The sequence below is a fragment of the Bacillus sp. RC51 genome (genome assembly GCF_044908115.1).
GTDB lineage: Bacteria > Bacillota > Bacilli > Bacillales > Bacillaceae_G > Bacillus_A > Bacillus_A mycoides.
The window spans coordinates 16,408-32,245 of the sequence record NZ_JBIYCW010000028.1; the positions used below are offsets into that span (position 1 = coordinate 16,408).

The following is a 15,838-nucleotide window of genomic DNA, read 5'->3' on the forward strand; positions in this document are numbered from 1 at the left end:
GGGTGTGATGGTGATGTTTATTGCAAGGAGAGAAAACGGAGAGAGAATTCATCTATTATATAACCGGGATGAAGAGCTTTTACGCGAAATGCGTAAACGAGAAAAATTATTTTGTACAGCTTGCGGAAAAGAAGTGCAAATGAAATTAGGAAAACAAAAGAGCTGGCATTTTGCTCATAAGAAAGTGGATTCATGTCTTACCTTTTATGAAGCAGAATCTATGTATCATATGCACGGTAAAGAATTGTTATATAGATGGTTGAAACGTCAAAATTTTCATGTGGATATAGAGCATTACCTTCCAAAAATCCAGCAAAGACCAGATGTTTTCGTAGAGAGAGCAGGTAGGGAAATTGCGATTGAATATCAATGCGCCAATCTCTCCATAGAACAGCTTTCTAAACGAACATACTCGTATTGGCAAGCTGGTATACAGGTCATCTGGATCATTGGTGGAAATCAATTAAAAAAGCAATCTGCATATTGGATGAAATTTTCCTCACTTCTGGCTTTCTCCTTACAATCTTATCCTCAGCCATTTCTTATTTTCTTCTGTCCGAAACAAAAATCATTTATGAAATGCGCCTTTATCACTCCGTTTTCTACAAACGTCTCTTTCTCACATACTATTTATTTACCAACTGATACGACTACTGTTGACATGCTCTTTTCCCCCGTTCCTTTCCAAAAAGAGGTATTAGGACAAGAATGGAAGAGAAAAAAGAACCATTTTCGGCAAAACGCTCTATCTATCTGGAATTATAATCATAAGTCACTACTCCGCCTCTTATATCAATATAAATGTACCCCAGCGAGTTTTCCTTCTGAAATCGGTGTTCCGCTCCCATCCGCGTTTGTTTTTCAAACAAATCCATTTATATGGCAAGCTTCTCTTTATATGAAGTGTATAGGTATGCTTAAGGTAGGGGAGTATATTTCTCTGCAATACGCATGTAACTATGTAGCAAAATATACGAAGAGGCGTCTACTTCCGTATTTTGCACAACATATATGGAAGGTAGCAGTTGCGGAGTATATGACATTTTTATGTTATGCAGGTGTATTAATAAAAATAGGTAGTAATAAGTATCGAAAAATAAGAGATGTTGTGTTGGTAAAAACAGAGGGAGAAATTATGAAATATGATGAAATTGGCTTAGCGCACGCACTATCTCTATTTGAGACAAAGTTCAACATGAGAGAAGAAAAAGGGGATATAATAAAGAATGAACGTGAAGGAATTACATAAGAAAAACAGAATTGTACTTAAGTAGAGATATTTAAAGGAGGGCTTACAGAATGTCTGAACAAAATAAAGCAAAAACATTACCAGATCGCAATGAGATTGAAGAAGCAAGCACATGGCGATTAGAAGATATTTTCCAAACAGATGCAGAATGGGAAAAAGAATTCCAAGCTATTAAAGAGCTATTGCCAAAGTTAACTGAATTTAAAGGGAAGCTTGGCGACTCTGCAGACAATTTGCTTGAGGCATTGCAATATGAAGATGAAATTTCAATGCGATTAGGTAAGCTATATACATATGCACATATGCGTTACGATCAAGATACAACAAACTCTGTGTATCAAGCACTGAATGATCGCGCAACAAATTTATACTCACAAGTATCTAGTAGCACAGCGTATATCGTACCTGAAATTTTATCTATTTCAGAAGATACATTGCAAACATTCTTACAAGAAAATCGAGAACTAAGTGTATATGAGCATGCATTAGAAGAAATTACACGTCAACGCCCGCACGTATTATCTGAGGCAGAGGAAGCGTTATTAGCAGAAGCATCTGAAGTGATGAGTGCATCAAGTAATACATTCGGTATGTTGAATAATGCGGATTTGAAATTCCCATCTATTAAAGGTGAGGATGGAGAAGAGGTAGAAATAACACATGGCCGTTACATTCAGTTTTTAGAAAGTGATGATCGTCGTGTTCGCGAAGATGCATTCAAAGCTGTATTTGAAACGTATGGGAAATTTAAGAACACATTTGCAAGTACGTTAAGCGGGGCAGTGAAACGTAATAATTTCAATGCACGTATTCGTAAATATGACTCTGCTCGCCAAGCAGCATTAAGTAATAATAATATTCCTGAAGCAGTATACGATCAACTCGTTGAAACGGTAAATGACAACTTACATTTATTACACCGTTACATTGATATTCGTAAGCGTGCACTAGGACTTGATGAGCTTCATATGTACGATTTATATACACCACTTGTACAAGAAGTGAAAATGAATGTGAAGTATGAAGAAGCGCAAGAAATGTTATTGAAGTCTTTAAATGTACTTGGTGATGAATATGTTGAAATTTTAAAAGAAGCATATGAAAATCGCTGGGTAGATGTGTACGAGAATAAAGGCAAACGAAGCGGAGCATATTCATCTGGTGCATACGGAACAAATCCGTATATTTTAATGAACTGGCATGATAATGTAAATAATTTATATACACTTGCTCATGAGTTTGGTCATTCGGTGCATAGTTATTACACAAGAAAGACACAGCCACACGTATACGGTGATTATTCAATCTTCGTTGCAGAGGTAGCATCAACTTGTAATGAAGCGCTTCTAAATGATTATTTATTAAAAACGACAGAAGATAAAAAAGAGCGTCTATATTTATTAAATCATTATTTAGAAGGATTCCGTGGTACTGTATTCCGTCAAACAATGTTTGCAGAGTTCGAGCATATCATTCATAAAAAAGTACAAGAAGGACATGCGGTTACGCCAGATATGTTAACGGAGATCTACTACGATTTAAATAAGAAATATTTCGGGGATGCTTTAGTAATCGATAAAGAAATCGGTTTAGAATGGTCTCGTATTCCGCACTTCTATTACAACTATTACGTATATCAATACGCAACAGGATTTAGTGCAGCGACAGCGTTATCTAAACAAATTTTAGAAGAAGGGCAACCAGCAGTAGAACGTTACATTAACGAATTCTTAAAAGCGGGAAGCTCCGATTATCCAATTGAAGTGTTGAAAAAAGCAGGAGTTGATATGGCATCTCCTGAACCAGTGAAAGAGGCACTTCAAGTATTTGAAGAGAAATTAAATGAATTAGAAGCGTTATTATTTGAAGAAAAGTAATGAGAAAAGACGAGGGGTTTTATCCTCGTCTTTTTTGTTTGAAACATTTTCTCAAAAGTACATAATGTCGATATTTGTCGAATTATTAAGGTGATTTTCTTTACTTTTTCTATATTAGAAGGAATTTTCATGACTTATTTTTGTAGTTAAAATCCTTTAAATCGTTTTCTATAGTTGAAATAAGAGACAGCGATGACGATAACTCCGAATAAAAGAGGGAAGGCAATAATTTTAGGAAAAGCTTGTAGTAGAGAAAGGATGTACAAGAAAAAAGAAACAATGAAAGCTAGAAAAATTAGAGCGATATGAGACTTTTTCATTAATAAAACCTCCTAAATGTTCTTTTTTATAGCTTATTCAAAAATGAAAACGTTTAGAATGTGACAAAAATGTGAAATTCGACAAAAGGGGTTGTCATCTGACGTCGAATCTTGTAATATAATAAGCGTGAACGAATTCACATACAAACATATACCCCTTTGTTTGAACGTGAAAATTTCTCCCATCCCCTTTAATATTTTTATAAGCCGTAAAGAAAAAGACCTGGTGTTTACACCGGGTCTTTTTCTTTTGCTATCCATTTCCAATAACGCTCGCACTTCACTTCAATCATTTGTACTTTTCGTTTTAGTTGTAATTTCTTTAGTTCACGCTCTATTTCTTGTTGAGGGCAGTCATATATAAATGAGATTTCCTTTGAAGAAATAAATTGTGTTGCTTCTAGTAATACTTCTAAAGGAGGTAATGGTTCTGGCTCAATCTCGCACTTTATAAGTTCTTTTAATAACTGTACGTATACATCATAGGAATAAATTCCCGCGATTTTAATACCTTCCTCATCTGAATTTGCATGAAAAAATAGGAGGGAAGGTATTTCTGTAATATGCATCTCATTTGTGAATTTTAGGTCGCATTGGAAAGCTTTTTTTGCGCTAACTGAGTGTAGGTCTTTTTTAAATTCCTCTACATCAATGCCACTATCTTTAGCGCATGTAAGCAATAATTCACAGTCAGGGTTTGATACATTTTCAAGAAGAATGTATTCTTGGAGTTTTCGCAAAAATTTCGAACCTGCTTTTCGGCCTTGCAATTCCGCCGCCTTAATTGCCATCGAAACTAAATATGGTGTTGACGATGCCTCTTGCATATGTACTTTTCCATCACATGAAAAACCTTGTAAACTTGTTGTTTTTTCCCACACAAATCGAATATTAGCAGGTTTATTCCATTTGTGTGAGGAAGCGTTTGCTCCGTCCACTTTTCCTGTTACGATATGACGAATAGAGAAGTATTTCCCATACTCAAGCCATAGTTTAATAATAAATGGCTCGATATCCCAGCAATCTTTACAAAGTGGATCAATAAATAAATATGCTTCTACAGATTTATGCTCGCATGTGGAAGGAGAAGGCATATTTATATGCTTTGCTTCCTGCTTATCCATTACACTTCACCTGTTTCATTTTGAGTATTGACCATATGTTGAGCAGTTAATGCTAAACGTTCAAAAACAAACTCTCTTATATGACCGTGCACTCCTGTATCATCCATTGCTTGCTCCATACATGACAGCCAAGCTTCTGCGCGTTTTGGAGTAATCTCAAACGGAAGATGGCGTGCTCTTAGCATAGGATGCCCATGTTCTTCAGTGTATAAATTAGGACCACCTAAATATTGTGTTAAAAATTGTTTCTGCTTCCTAGCAGTTTCTGTTAAATCATCCGGGAAGATCGGAGATAAGTCAGGGTGTTCACTGACATAGGAATAAAATGTATCCACTAATGTTGCAATGCATTGTTCACCGCCAATTGCTTCAAATGGTGTCATCGGTTGCTTGCTCATCCTTTATAAACTCCTTTTTCCATGAAATGTATATCTATTGTAGCAATGGAATGTTATGAAGAGCAACTAAACAGCCTTCATAACATTCTTTGCTTATTCTATATGTTGCTAATAAATCTTTTGCTTTTCAAAAAGGTGAAATGTAGCCGTAAGTACAGCTCTTCTTCACTGATGGAAATTTTACTTTAGCGCTCTTCGTTTTGTTTGGCAAGGAAAAAGCGTTTTACTTTGTTGTTTGTATGACGAACTGGTACGTTATGTTGCTTTAATAACCTTATAAATGCTGCTTTACCGGTCTTTTCATCTTGCACTTCGTATTCAATTTCATAATCATCGTGATTGTAATAGAAACTATGATCAAAGACAAGCGTTCCGCCTTCAAATAATATTTCAGCTCTTTCTGTTGTTAAACTACCCATATAAGTTAAAGAGGAAACGGGAATTTGTAATTTGTGTAGCTGATCCATTACAGTTCCTTGAATGATTGTGTTTGTTTCCATCATAAGTTGTGCTTCTTTTTCTGTTACAGACTGATGAGTTTCTAATAAACCAATTTCAGCAGGTTGTTTTAATGTTAATGTATAAGTTCCATCTTTATGACGAATACGAAGTGCAGAGCCCGTATCTTTTAAAGAGAAGTGAGGCGTTTCAAAGTAGTGATTTACTTGTTTTGTAAATGCTTCAATAGAAAAAGATTTGCATAATGTTTGGAATTCTTCCTCTGTAACCATATTTTTAAATTCAATTTCAATTTCTTGTGTCATTGTATGCGCTCCTTTTGAAAAATAATTCTTTCCACATTATCGCTTTTTCGCAAATTTGGTTCAATGTTTTATTTGTTTGCGTCCATGTTATGATACAATAATACTGTTAAGTAAGACAGGAAGTTGAGATGGAGGAGTTCGAGTATGCAAAATAAAATTCAAGTTAAGAGCGTAGAAATGAGAGAGAATGCGCTTATTTTTTGTGCGGAAAATACTGAAATAGAGGTAAAGGAGTTAAGTGCGCGTAATCACGTACTTGTAGACTCAGACAATTTATCATTTTTATATATCTTAGAAAATGAATCATCTTTCATTTATGTAAGTATTCCGCATACATGCTGGGAAGCAATGCATGAAGCGATGAATAAAGATACAGCGATGTTTATTCGCGTGAATGATGTTGAAATAGAATTAGAAGGATTAAAAGAAGAAGTAGAATATTTAGTTGAAAATATTGAAGGTAATGCAAATTACGGAGAAGAACTAGTAACTGCTGTAGAAAAAGTGTTTCTATAAGCAAATGGATTGATTTTGGTGGTGGTTGAAATGAATCGTAATTGGGAAGAATTTTTAGCACCGTATCACCAAGCGGTGGCGGAGCTGAAAGTGAAACTAAAAGGAATGCGTACTCAATTTGCAATGTTAACGGAGCATTCTCCAATTGAGTTTGTAACAGGAAGGGTAAAGTCGGTTGCAAGTATTATTGATAAAGCGGAGAAGAGAAATGTACCGCTAGACCGAATTAGAGAAGATATGCAGGACATCGCGGGCCTTCGAATGATGTGTCAATTCGTAGATGAGATTAAGCCTGTTGTAGAATATCTTCGAAAACGAAATGATTTTGACATTGTAGAAGAACGTGATTATGTAACGCAAAAGAAAGATAGCGGCTATCGCTCTTACCACGTTGTCATTAGTTATCCTGTTCAAACGATACAGGGGGAGAAAAAAGTGTTAGTTGAAATTCAAATTCGCACGTTAGCAATGAATTTTTGGGCAACGATTGAGCATTCTTTAAATTACAAATATAGTGGACGTTTTCCTGAAGATATTAAAATACGCTTACAACGTGCAGCGGAAGCGGCGTTTTTATTAGATGAAGAAATGTCTTCCATTCGTCTTGAAATTCAAGAAGCGCAAAAGGTCTTTTCACGAAAGCAGGAAACGAAAGATTCTGAATCATAAACTAAAGGGTGTTGGGCGATGAAATTTACAATTATGTCAAAGGGAGATCAATCATCAGATACACTAGCAAGTACGATGAAAGAATACTTGTTAGATTTTGGGTTTACAATGGATGAAAAGGAACCTGATATTGTAATTTCTGTTGGGGGAGATGGAACGCTTTTATATGCATTCCATCGTTACTATAATCGATTAGATGAAACCGCATTTGTTGGTGTACATACAGGGCATTTAGGTTTCTATGCAGATTGGTTACCCACGGAAGTAGAGAAGTTGGTGATTGCAATCGCTAAAACACCGTTCCAAGTGGTTGAATATCCACTTTTAGAAGTGATTATTCGCTATGTGAATGGTAGTAAAGAGTCGCAGTATTTGGCGATGAATGAAGCGACTGTAAAAAGTGCAGAAGGTACATTAGTAACAGAAGTGGAAATACGCGGAGAGTATTTCGAAACGTTTCGCGGAGATGGTCTTTGTATTTCTACTCCTTCAGGAAGTACCGCTTATAATAAGGCGCTTGGCGGAGCAATTATTCACCCTTCTATTGAAGCGATTCAAATTGCAGAAATGGCATCTATCAACAATCGTGTATTTCGTACGGTAGGTTCACCGCTCGTACTGCCGAAGCATCATACATGCGTTTTAAAGCCGGCTGCAGGAATGAACATGCAAATTACGGTGGATCATTTGACGATGGTTCATCAAGATGTGAAATCAATTCAGTATCGCGTTGCAAACGAGAAAGTACGATTTGTTCGTTTCCGTCCGTTCCCATTCTGGAAACGTGTTCGTGACTCGTTTGTTGCAGATAAATAGAGAGGGTTTATATATTTGAACAGATTTACATTGAAATGGGATATAGGGCTGGCTGAAGAGGGAACTTTAGTTAGAGAATTTTTGAAAACAAAAGGGATTTCGAAAGCTGCTTTAACGGATATAAAGTTCCGCGGGGGAGCAATTGAAGTAAACGGTCAACACACAAGTGTTCGTCACAAGTTACAAGCTGGTGAAGAGTTACAAATCTTTTTTCCAGTGGAGGAAAGAAGTGAAGGGATGGAAGTGGAAGAGATCCCTTTATGTATCGTATATGAAGATGATGCGGTTCTTGTTATAAATAAAGAAGCAAATATGTCGACGATTCCGTCTAGGGAGCACCCGTCAGGAAGTATTGCAAACGCTCTTTTATATCATTATGATAAACAAAATCTTGCAAGTACGGTGCACATTGTGACGAGGTTAGACCGTGATACTTCAGGGCTTATGTTAATTGCGAAAAATAGATTCGTTCACCACCTTTTATCGAAGCAGCATCAACAAAAAGGGGTGAAACGAACGTATGAGGCAATCGTTCATGGGACTATTTTAGAAGAAGCAGGAGCGATTGACGCGCCAATCGGACGAAAATCGGATAGTATTATCGAGCGAACTGTCTGTGAAGATGGTCAAAGAGCTGTTACTCATTTTAGAGTGATGGAGAGTTCTTCCGATAAGACGCATGTAGCGCTTGAGCTCGAGACGGGAAGAACGCATCAAATTCGTGTACATATGGCATATATAGGACATCCGCTACTTGGGGATGATTTATACGGTGGCCGAAGAGATGTGATAAAACGTCAAGCGCTGCATAGTACATCTTTGACGTTTTATCATCCTATTTTAGAAAAGGGAATGACTTTTACCGTAAGTATCCCAGAGGATATGCAATACGCTTTACATAACAATTAAAAGGGAACAAAATTCTTATCATAAAAAGAATTTTGTTCCCTTTTTTTAGCGAAATAATATTAAAATTTGATTTTCACCAGTACGTTTTATAACGAAAAAGCCACTTTCAGCTTTTGTGGCAATGCCGTCATCATTTGGACGACAATATCCGTGTGTTTCGCAAGTGCCGTCATCACGTACTAACATTTGTCCAATTAATCCGACAGGAAGCCACTCAGTACGGTCTCTTCTTGATATATACTTACAAGCTGGATCCCATTCTGTATTTAAAAGGGGTTGTATTTCTTGTTTGTTAGTACGTGTATATTGACGTTTTCCGAAGCTGTCTGTTTCATAGCGTTTTTGCCAACTTAAGGCACCGCTATTTCCTATGAGAGCAGGAGTAGCGCTGGATATGCCTAATATGAATGTATCATTTGAAGTAGCTTTTCGAATTTTTTCTTCGCTACTAAATGTAATGAAATAGCCGATATCAATAGGGCTATGATCTGCTGCCTCAAACATTTGTGCAAAATCAGTACCACCTGCATTGTAAGAAGCACCATCGATATACATTTCTCCGTTATGGGCAAGCCATTTGGCACCTATATTATAATCAGTGTCATTTGTCCCATTTGCGATAAACCAGGAATAAGCTTCTTCTGCTGTACCAAATTTCCCCATAATATGGCTGCCTGCAAAATTAGCTGTTGATGTATGATTTCCTTCCGCATGAGATGAGAATCCGTTAGCGATAGTTGCGGTTCCTTCTGCATGTGCTGCTTCTCCCAAAGCAATTGCATGTTTTCCTTCTGCATGAGAATAAGAGCCGCCTGCTGTCGTTTCACTTCCTTCGCTATGCGAACTATGTCCAGTTGCCTTTGTTTTTGTCCCTTCTGCATGAGAAAAGGGACCCGTTGCATGTGTAAGAAGCCCTTCTGCATGTGAAGCGATTCCATCAGCTTTAGAGTGAAGTCCTTCTTTATATGCGTGACGAGCTCCTTTGTTATTTTCTTTTTTTATAGGTGTAGGTACAGGAGCCTGAATAGGGGCGGATCCTTCTATTTGTACATCGTTGCCCGAGATTAATGCTTCTTTTATTTTTTTTACTTGATTTATAATAGTAGCTGGAATTTCTGGTTGTACTTTTTCCTTTATTGCTGCAGGAATGTTTTCTTCTATATTTTCTTGTATCTTTTCCGAATTAAGCACAGGTTCATCATTATTAGAAGCGAGCTTCTTTTTTTGTTTTGCTTTTATTTTCCTGCTATCTATAATTCGCCTCATAACAGCATTTTCTAAAGAGATATATTTTTCTCTCGGTTTGCTTTTTTTTGATGACTCTTGTTCTTCTATTTCTTCTATAGCTGCAGCTCGAATACTGCACCAGTTGTTAATTCCATACATGGGATGGTATAAAGGGTGGAATTTTCTTTTTTGTTTAGAAGATTTTTTCTTCATTCCGTCACCTCCTGCGACAGTATATGCCGTGCAATTAAAAAAAGATGCACTTTATTGCATCTTTTTTTAATTGCTTTATCTAGTTTTAGTGTGGAATATGTCTAGAAAACACCATGATCCTCTGCAAATCGTGAATTGTATTAAGTAGAGGTATTTATCCCGATTGGTGCGGGCTCATAATCAGTGGGGGATGAACAAAACCCCCACTGATTAAAGTTTCACTTTATGAAATTGGGCGGAACTTTTCAGGGACAAAAGGTAGGGAAGAAGGGACAGAAACGGTCTCCAACTCAGGGTAACGTAGTCCAGTTAGTTTACCACCAAATACAGCACCAGTATCAATATTGACTGTATGATTCACAAAGCGAGGTTCATTGACAGGTGTATGTCCATAAACAATCCATGTTTCACCCTTATACTCTTTCGCCCAATCTCGGCGGACAGGTGAGCCGTCAGGGTGTTTTTCGCCTGTAATATCACCATATAGTACAAAGGTTTGTACTTTTTTATCTTGTCTTCCTATGTAATCTTGCCGAATACCAGCGTGACAGACGGTTAATTTTTTTTCATCCAGTATGTGATATAGCGGTGATTGTTCGTAAAGAGTAATGAATTTTTCTTTTATTATTTGTTGCTTATTAGAAGACAATGCTTCATATTCTGCAACAGTTGTTTCGAGCCCATGAGCGATTGTAACATTACGTCCAAGGAAGAAACGATACAGTTTATTACAGTGATTCCCTGGAGCATAGTAAGCATCTTTTCTATTTATTACGAGCTCCCATACAATTTCAATCATCCGTAATGAATGAGGACCTCGGTCTGTAATATCACCAACGAATGCAAGCCTTCGTTTTGCGTTATGAATTGGGATACCACTATCCCAGCTATACCCTAGTTTCGTTGTTAAATCTTGAAACTCTTGGAAGCATCCGTGAATATCACCTATAATGTCATATTTCATATTTAAACCTCCAGCTCATTTTTTCATTAGTATATCTAAAATGGACATAGAAAAAAACCATACCGTTTTTCGATATGGTTCATTTAAACATAAAGATTTTAGTTCTTGAGCGTACGTTTAAAATAAATCCAATAGCAACCATATATGTGAGCAGTGAACTCCCGCCGTAGCTCATAAGCGGTAACGTTATTCCTGTAATAGGGAGTAAACCAATTGTCATCCCAATATTTTGGAATACTTGGAACGTAAACATTCCAATTGTGCCAGCGCAAATATAACTACCGAAAGGTTCATTGCTTTCTAAAGCAATATGGATCATTCGGTAAATAAGTAAGAAAAAAAATGAAATAATAACACTTGCTCCTAGAAAACCGAATTGTTCAGCGATATTTGTAAAAATAAAATCTGTATGTGGCTCTGGAAAATATACTTGTCTATTTTCCCATCCTTTTCCTTGCATCTCTCCTGATCCGGTAGCTAAAAATGCTTGTCTTAATTGGTATCCTTGTGCGTCATATTCATAAGGTGCAAGCCAACCATAGAAGCGATTTAATTGATATTCTTTTAGAATGTGCTCTTTAAAGAACTCTGTATGCGTGAAATAAATATATGTTAAGGTAGAGCCTATGGCGAAAATACCGGAGGTTAATCCGAGGATAAAGCGCCAACGTATACCAGAAACTAAAACCATTGTTGCAAGCATCGCTGAAATGACCATTGTGTTTCCTAAATCAGGTTCTTTTGCGATTAGAAGTAGTGGAGGTAAACTAGCTGCAAATATTTTTAAAAGTAAAATGAAATCTTCACGAGTTGTCCGAAAAAGGTATTTTTCATTATGATTCGCTATAATTCGTCCAACGACGATAATCAAAAATAATTTCATAATTTCAGAAGGCTGAAAGTTTCCGATGCCTGGAAGTCTGTACCACGCGGTAGCCCCTTTAATTGTAACGGCGCCAGGAACTTGAAGTTCTAGGCCAATTAGAAGTATGAGTGCAAAGCTATATAAATACCAAGCAATTTGTTTATAGCGATCGAAATCAATAACCATAATAACACCAATGGCGATAAATCCAATGGCATACCATTGGATTTGTTTTAATACAAAATTTACGTTTTGTAAAAATGGTGGTAAAGAAGCTTGTGCACTTGCGATAGCAAAGCAGCTAACAATCCCAATGGCAAATAAAATGAATATTAATATGTAGTCTATTTGATATTGAGTGTTTGGATCTTTCACTGTATGAATTCCTTTCTACTGCTCTCTATATTAGTGGGTTTTAGTTGGTGCATCACATAGTTTAAAAAGAATGTATGAACTATACGCATTATTCACGTAAAGCTCACACATTTTATTTTCGCAGAATAGACTAATGATGTAGCTCTTTTATAATTATGTCCAAACAATGGGAAAGACGTACATGTGCATCTGGAATGAGGTTTGGTAGCTGGCTATAATATTCTAAGGAATTTTTACACCATTTATAAGCGCTAATTAGACCTAGTCTATAATCTGTATTATCTTGTAAAAATCCGTATTCTTTTGAAGTTATAACGAGGTGCGTAAAATCCTCAGATCCTTCAAGGAGCTTGCTGTGTATTTGTTGCCCAGTATGGTAGCGAAATTGGCTTAAAGGTTCGGATATGTATACTGCGTCTCCTTTAGAAAGTAAGGAAATCCATGATGCCATATCGACACTACAAGAATAGTGCCTTCCTTTTAGCGTGCCGAAAGGTTCAGTGAGTAACTGTTTTCTAAACAGAATAGTTGTAGGCTCACCGATAATGTTATGTCCACCTTTTAACATCCGGTCGCCTAAAAATATTCCGTTTAATTGAATGTCTTCGCTATATAATCTTTGTGTTGGATGAGCATCTCCAATTAAATTCCCGTGATCATCAATACGTACTCGATAAGAAGTTATAAGAGCGAGATTTTTATTTGTGTCTTGCTCAAAATAAGCCATCATTTTTTGTGTTTTATGATTATAAAGCACATCATCGTCCATTAAAAAATTTATATACTCCCCATTAGATTTCTCTAAGAGCATAAGATCGTTATGAAATTGTCCTAAAGTAGTGGTATTTCGAATGTATGTTATGTTTTTATAATTAGGTAAATACTGTTCATTTATTAAGATTTCTGTTTCATCATTTGTACTATCGTCTCCTATAATAATTTCAATATTTGGATAAGTTTGTGCTAATGCACTTTCTAGAGCGATTTTGAAATAATGTGGTCGATTATAAGTGGGAATAAGGATGGAAACGAGAGGTGGCTTTTTTTCATTATTCATACGAAACTACCTTTCAGAAGCTTTTTTTGTAAGAACGATATCTTGATAACTTGTATACTCATTTCTGCCGCACCATAAACCATAATGCGGTTTATTAATTACCTCTAAGCCATATTTATTTAATAAGATGCGGATATCTTCTTCAGGATAGGCAACTGCAAAATTAGGAATATCTTTATTCACAACATAACAATTTTCAATTTGATGATAAAAACCTAATGTACTTAGCCCTGAATTTAAGTAATAGGATGATTCAGGGTTAATGAGAAAGAAGGTAATAAAACATCTCCCATCTTTTTTTAGAACACGTACAATCTCAGATACGTAATGTTCTAATTCTTTCGGAAGGAGATGGGTAAATACAGAAGTTAAAAAAACAAAATCGAATGAATCGTCTTCATATGGAAATTTGTATTGAGAAGCATCTTCTTTTCCTTCTGGGTTGTAGAATTGATTATATATATCAATGTGTTCAAAATGAAAATTGCTACGGGCAGCTGAAATATTATTTTTGCACCATGTAATGCCATCTTTAAATAAATCAAATCCATAATAAGCTCCATCATCACCTAAGTAATTCATTAATGGAACCGCCATTCGACCGACACCACAACCTACATCTAACACTGTTTCATTGGATTTTAAACTACCAATTTGAATAAAATGCTTTATGAATTCTTTTCCAACCTTTTGAAAGTCGCCACCTACATATTGGACGAGTTCGGGAGGTGGGATTAATGCGATTTTTTTTTCAAGCTCGCTCATAATTTCACTCCTTCCTTGTAGTAAATAGGGAACCAACATTTTTAATATGCAGCTAACATTTTATAGTGGGAGGGGAAACGATATTAGAACTGTTGTGATATGTAAAAAGCTCCCTAGAACAACTGGAAATAGTAATGGGAGCTTTTGTTTTTATTTATCATGCTATTGGCGAAGGCTAATAATTAGTGTGAGATGGAGAAACCCTAACTGAATAAAGTTTCGCCCTATTCTTTTCGCCAATAAACCCCGAATACATCAATTTTAGTAATAGGAGCTTTTAAGTTTCTTTGATTTCTAAAGTCTGTCACAGCCTCAGCACATGGTGGTAGCCCATAGTCATCGATAATTATATAGCCGCCCTTAGAAACTTTATCGTATAAGTTTACGAGACCATCCATCGTTGATTCATACATATCACCGTCAAGGCGAGCAATCGCAATTTTTTCTATCGGTGCTGACGGTAAAGTATCTTTAAACCAACCTTTTAAAAACTTTACCTGGTCATTTAATAAATCGTATTTTCTAAAGTTTTCTTGTACTTGTTCTAAAGAAACACGTAAATAATCAAAGCTGTGTAAGTAATCGCCGAAATCTCTCGGGTATTGTTCTATATTTGGTGTTGGGAGGCCCTCAAATGAATCGGCAACCCATACATTGCGATCAGTAATGTTGTTTGCTTGTAAAAAACCATTCATAAAAATGCACGATCCCCCGCGCCACACACCTGTTTCAATAAAATCACCTTCTATATTTTCACGGACAACTGTTTCTAATGCTTCATGTAATTGATTCATGCGTTCCCGGCCGATCATACTGTGTGCTGCTCTTGGCCAATCCATTCCGTCTTGACGTTCGCTTTTTAAAACATTAGGTTTAATAATTTTTAAATTATGATTTTCTGCATATTGTTTAATAAATAAAGGGAGTGGAACTGTAACGGGTTCGTATGGAAGTTCCTTAGATATATGTAACGAAGCAGGTAAATATGGCTCATACTCTAGCCATATTTCAAACAGAATTGTTTTCTTTAACAACTCGAGATAAAGCCGGACAGCAGATTTATTTTCCATATAGATGCCTCCTGCGAAATGTCATACAACAATATAATTATGTAGGTAGTGAAGGTTTCATGATTGAATTCATAATTGAAAAAGCAGTAAAACTGATATCAGTTTTACTGCTAAGTAAAAAAATTAAGCGATTTTTTCAATAATAATGGATGCACTTGTACCAAGAGCTAGAGATAATCCAAGTCCTGTAACAACAGCTTCAACCATTGATGGCGTTATTGTAATTTGTGTAATTGCCTGGATAACGAGAGGCGCTCCAAGTGAGATTAAACTTGTTCCAGCGCCAGGTATATTAACGCCGTTCACTTGAATTGCAAGGCTACCTAATACACTTACTAATGCAGTATATGCGATAACAGTAATTTTGTAGAATCCAGTTTCACTTATGATGAAAGTATCGGCATCTAATTGAGAAATTGCTGTACCAAACTGAGATCCAACAGTATTAAATGGTACTGGCTCATTAACTCCAAGAGCTACGCTAATTGTAGCAGAGTTAAATGCATACAATCCTGCTGGAAGTCCTAATCCAGATGGCCCAGTCGGCCCAGTAGGTCCAGTGGCACCAGTTGGCCCAGTAGGTCCAGTTGCGCCAGTGTCTCCAGTTGGCCCAGTAGGTCCAGTTGCGCCAGTGTCTCCAGTTGGCCCAGTAGGTCCAGT

17 protein-coding genes are annotated in these 15,838 nt (G+C 36.5%); 6 read left to right on the forward strand and 11 right to left on the reverse strand.

The window, feature by feature from the left end; translation table 11 throughout:
• Positions 1–13: 13 nt before the first annotated feature.
• A complete protein-coding gene (locus ABH959_RS28925) occupies positions 14–1,249 on the forward strand; it encodes a competence protein CoiA (protein ID WP_404493531.1) in 1,236 nt (411 codons plus the stop codon).
• A gap of 50 nt (positions 1,250–1,299) precedes the next feature.
• A complete protein-coding gene (gene pepF / locus ABH959_RS28930) occupies positions 1,300–3,126 on the forward strand; it encodes an oligoendopeptidase F (RefSeq protein WP_002064257.1) in 1,827 nt (608 codons plus the stop codon).
• 146 nt (positions 3,127–3,272) lie between these two features.
• On the opposite strand, the gene ABH959_RS28935 is transcribed toward pepF, so the two are convergent.
• The 4 genes from ABH959_RS28935 to ABH959_RS28950 form a co-directional block, all read right to left on the reverse strand.
• Positions 3,273–3,446: a hypothetical protein gene (locus ABH959_RS28935; protein ID WP_002086970.1), complete on the reverse strand. Its 174-nt coding sequence runs from the start codon at positions 3,444–3,446 to the stop codon at positions 3,273–3,275.
• A gap of 230 nt (positions 3,447–3,676) precedes the next feature.
• A complete protein-coding gene (locus ABH959_RS28940; protein ID WP_113937683.1) occupies positions 3,677–4,570 on the reverse strand; it encodes a ClpXP adapter SpxH family protein in 894 nt (297 codons plus the stop codon).
• Complete coding sequence (locus ABH959_RS28945) at positions 4,570–4,968, reverse strand: globin domain-containing protein (RefSeq protein WP_113937684.1); 399 nt, start codon at positions 4,966–4,968, stop codon at positions 4,570–4,572. The genes ABH959_RS28940 and ABH959_RS28945 overlap by 1 nt, the downstream gene beginning before the upstream one ends.
• A 185-nt stretch (positions 4,969–5,153) precedes the next feature.
• Entirely contained in the window at positions 5,154–5,732 is a 579-nt protein-coding gene (locus tag ABH959_RS28950; RefSeq protein WP_002064261.1) for a CYTH domain-containing protein, read from the reverse strand.
• Between the two features lie 144 nt (positions 5,733–5,876).
• Between ABH959_RS28950 and ABH959_RS28955 the strand changes: the two genes are divergently transcribed.
• Genes ABH959_RS28955 through ABH959_RS28970 form a run of 4 tightly spaced genes read left to right on the forward strand, consistent with a single transcriptional unit; the run spans position 5,877 to position 8,642 of the window.
• Positions 5,877–6,248, forward strand: coding sequence for a UPF0738 family protein (locus tag ABH959_RS28955; RefSeq protein ID WP_002149812.1), 372 nt, complete (start codon positions 5,877–5,879; stop codon positions 6,246–6,248).
• Between the two features lie 30 nt (positions 6,249–6,278).
• Positions 6,279–6,917: a GTP diphosphokinase gene (gene yjbM, locus ABH959_RS28960; RefSeq protein ID WP_002125951.1), complete on the forward strand. Its 639-nt coding sequence runs from the start codon at positions 6,279–6,281 to the stop codon at positions 6,915–6,917.
• An 18-nt stretch (positions 6,918–6,935) separates the two neighbouring features.
• The gene (locus ABH959_RS28965; RefSeq protein WP_002011365.1) at positions 6,936–7,733 is read left to right on the forward strand and encodes an NAD kinase; all 798 of its coding nucleotides are present in this window, start codon (positions 6,936–6,938) and stop codon (positions 7,731–7,733) included.
• Between the two features lie 15 nt (positions 7,734–7,748).
• The gene (locus ABH959_RS28970) at positions 7,749–8,642 is read left to right on the forward strand and encodes an RluA family pseudouridine synthase (RefSeq protein WP_113937685.1); all 894 of its coding nucleotides are present in this window, start codon (positions 7,749–7,751) and stop codon (positions 8,640–8,642) included.
• Between the two features lie 45 nt (positions 8,643–8,687).
• On the opposite strand, the gene ABH959_RS28975 is transcribed toward ABH959_RS28970, so the two are convergent.
• The 7 genes from ABH959_RS28975 to ABH959_RS29005 form a co-directional block, all read right to left on the reverse strand.
• Positions 8,688–10,082, reverse strand: coding sequence for a peptidase G2 autoproteolytic cleavage domain-containing protein (locus ABH959_RS28975; protein WP_404455932.1), 1,395 nt, complete (start codon positions 10,080–10,082; stop codon positions 8,688–8,690).
• Positions 10,083–10,305: 223 nt separating this feature from the next.
• A complete protein-coding gene (gene prpE / locus ABH959_RS28980) occupies positions 10,306–11,046 on the reverse strand; it encodes a bis(5'-nucleosyl)-tetraphosphatase PrpE (protein ID WP_404455935.1) in 741 nt (246 codons plus the stop codon).
• A gap of 79 nt (positions 11,047–11,125) precedes the next feature.
• A complete protein-coding gene (locus tag ABH959_RS28985; protein ID WP_002030401.1) occupies positions 11,126–12,286 on the reverse strand; it encodes an FtsW/RodA/SpoVE family cell cycle protein in 1,161 nt (386 codons plus the stop codon).
• 130 nt (positions 12,287–12,416) lie between these two features.
• Positions 12,417–13,343 carry a glycosyltransferase family 2 protein gene (locus ABH959_RS28990; protein ID WP_404493534.1) on the reverse strand — a complete coding sequence of 309 codons (927 nt, stop codon included), beginning with the start codon at positions 13,341–13,343 and terminating at the stop codon, positions 12,417–12,419.
• Between the two features lie 6 nt (positions 13,344–13,349).
• Positions 13,350–14,108 carry a class I SAM-dependent methyltransferase gene (locus ABH959_RS28995; RefSeq protein ID WP_404493535.1) on the reverse strand — a complete coding sequence of 253 codons (759 nt, stop codon included), beginning with the start codon at positions 14,106–14,108 and terminating at the stop codon, positions 13,350–13,352.
• A 224-nt stretch (positions 14,109–14,332) separates the two neighbouring features.
• Entirely contained in the window at positions 14,333–15,178 is an 846-nt protein-coding gene (locus ABH959_RS29000; RefSeq protein WP_113937689.1) for a TylF/MycF family methyltransferase, read from the reverse strand.
• A gap of 123 nt (positions 15,179–15,301) precedes the next feature.
• Positions 15,302–15,838: BclA C-terminal domain-containing protein (locus ABH959_RS29005; RefSeq protein ID WP_427326763.1), on the reverse strand; the 537-nt coding region annotated here is incomplete at its 5' end.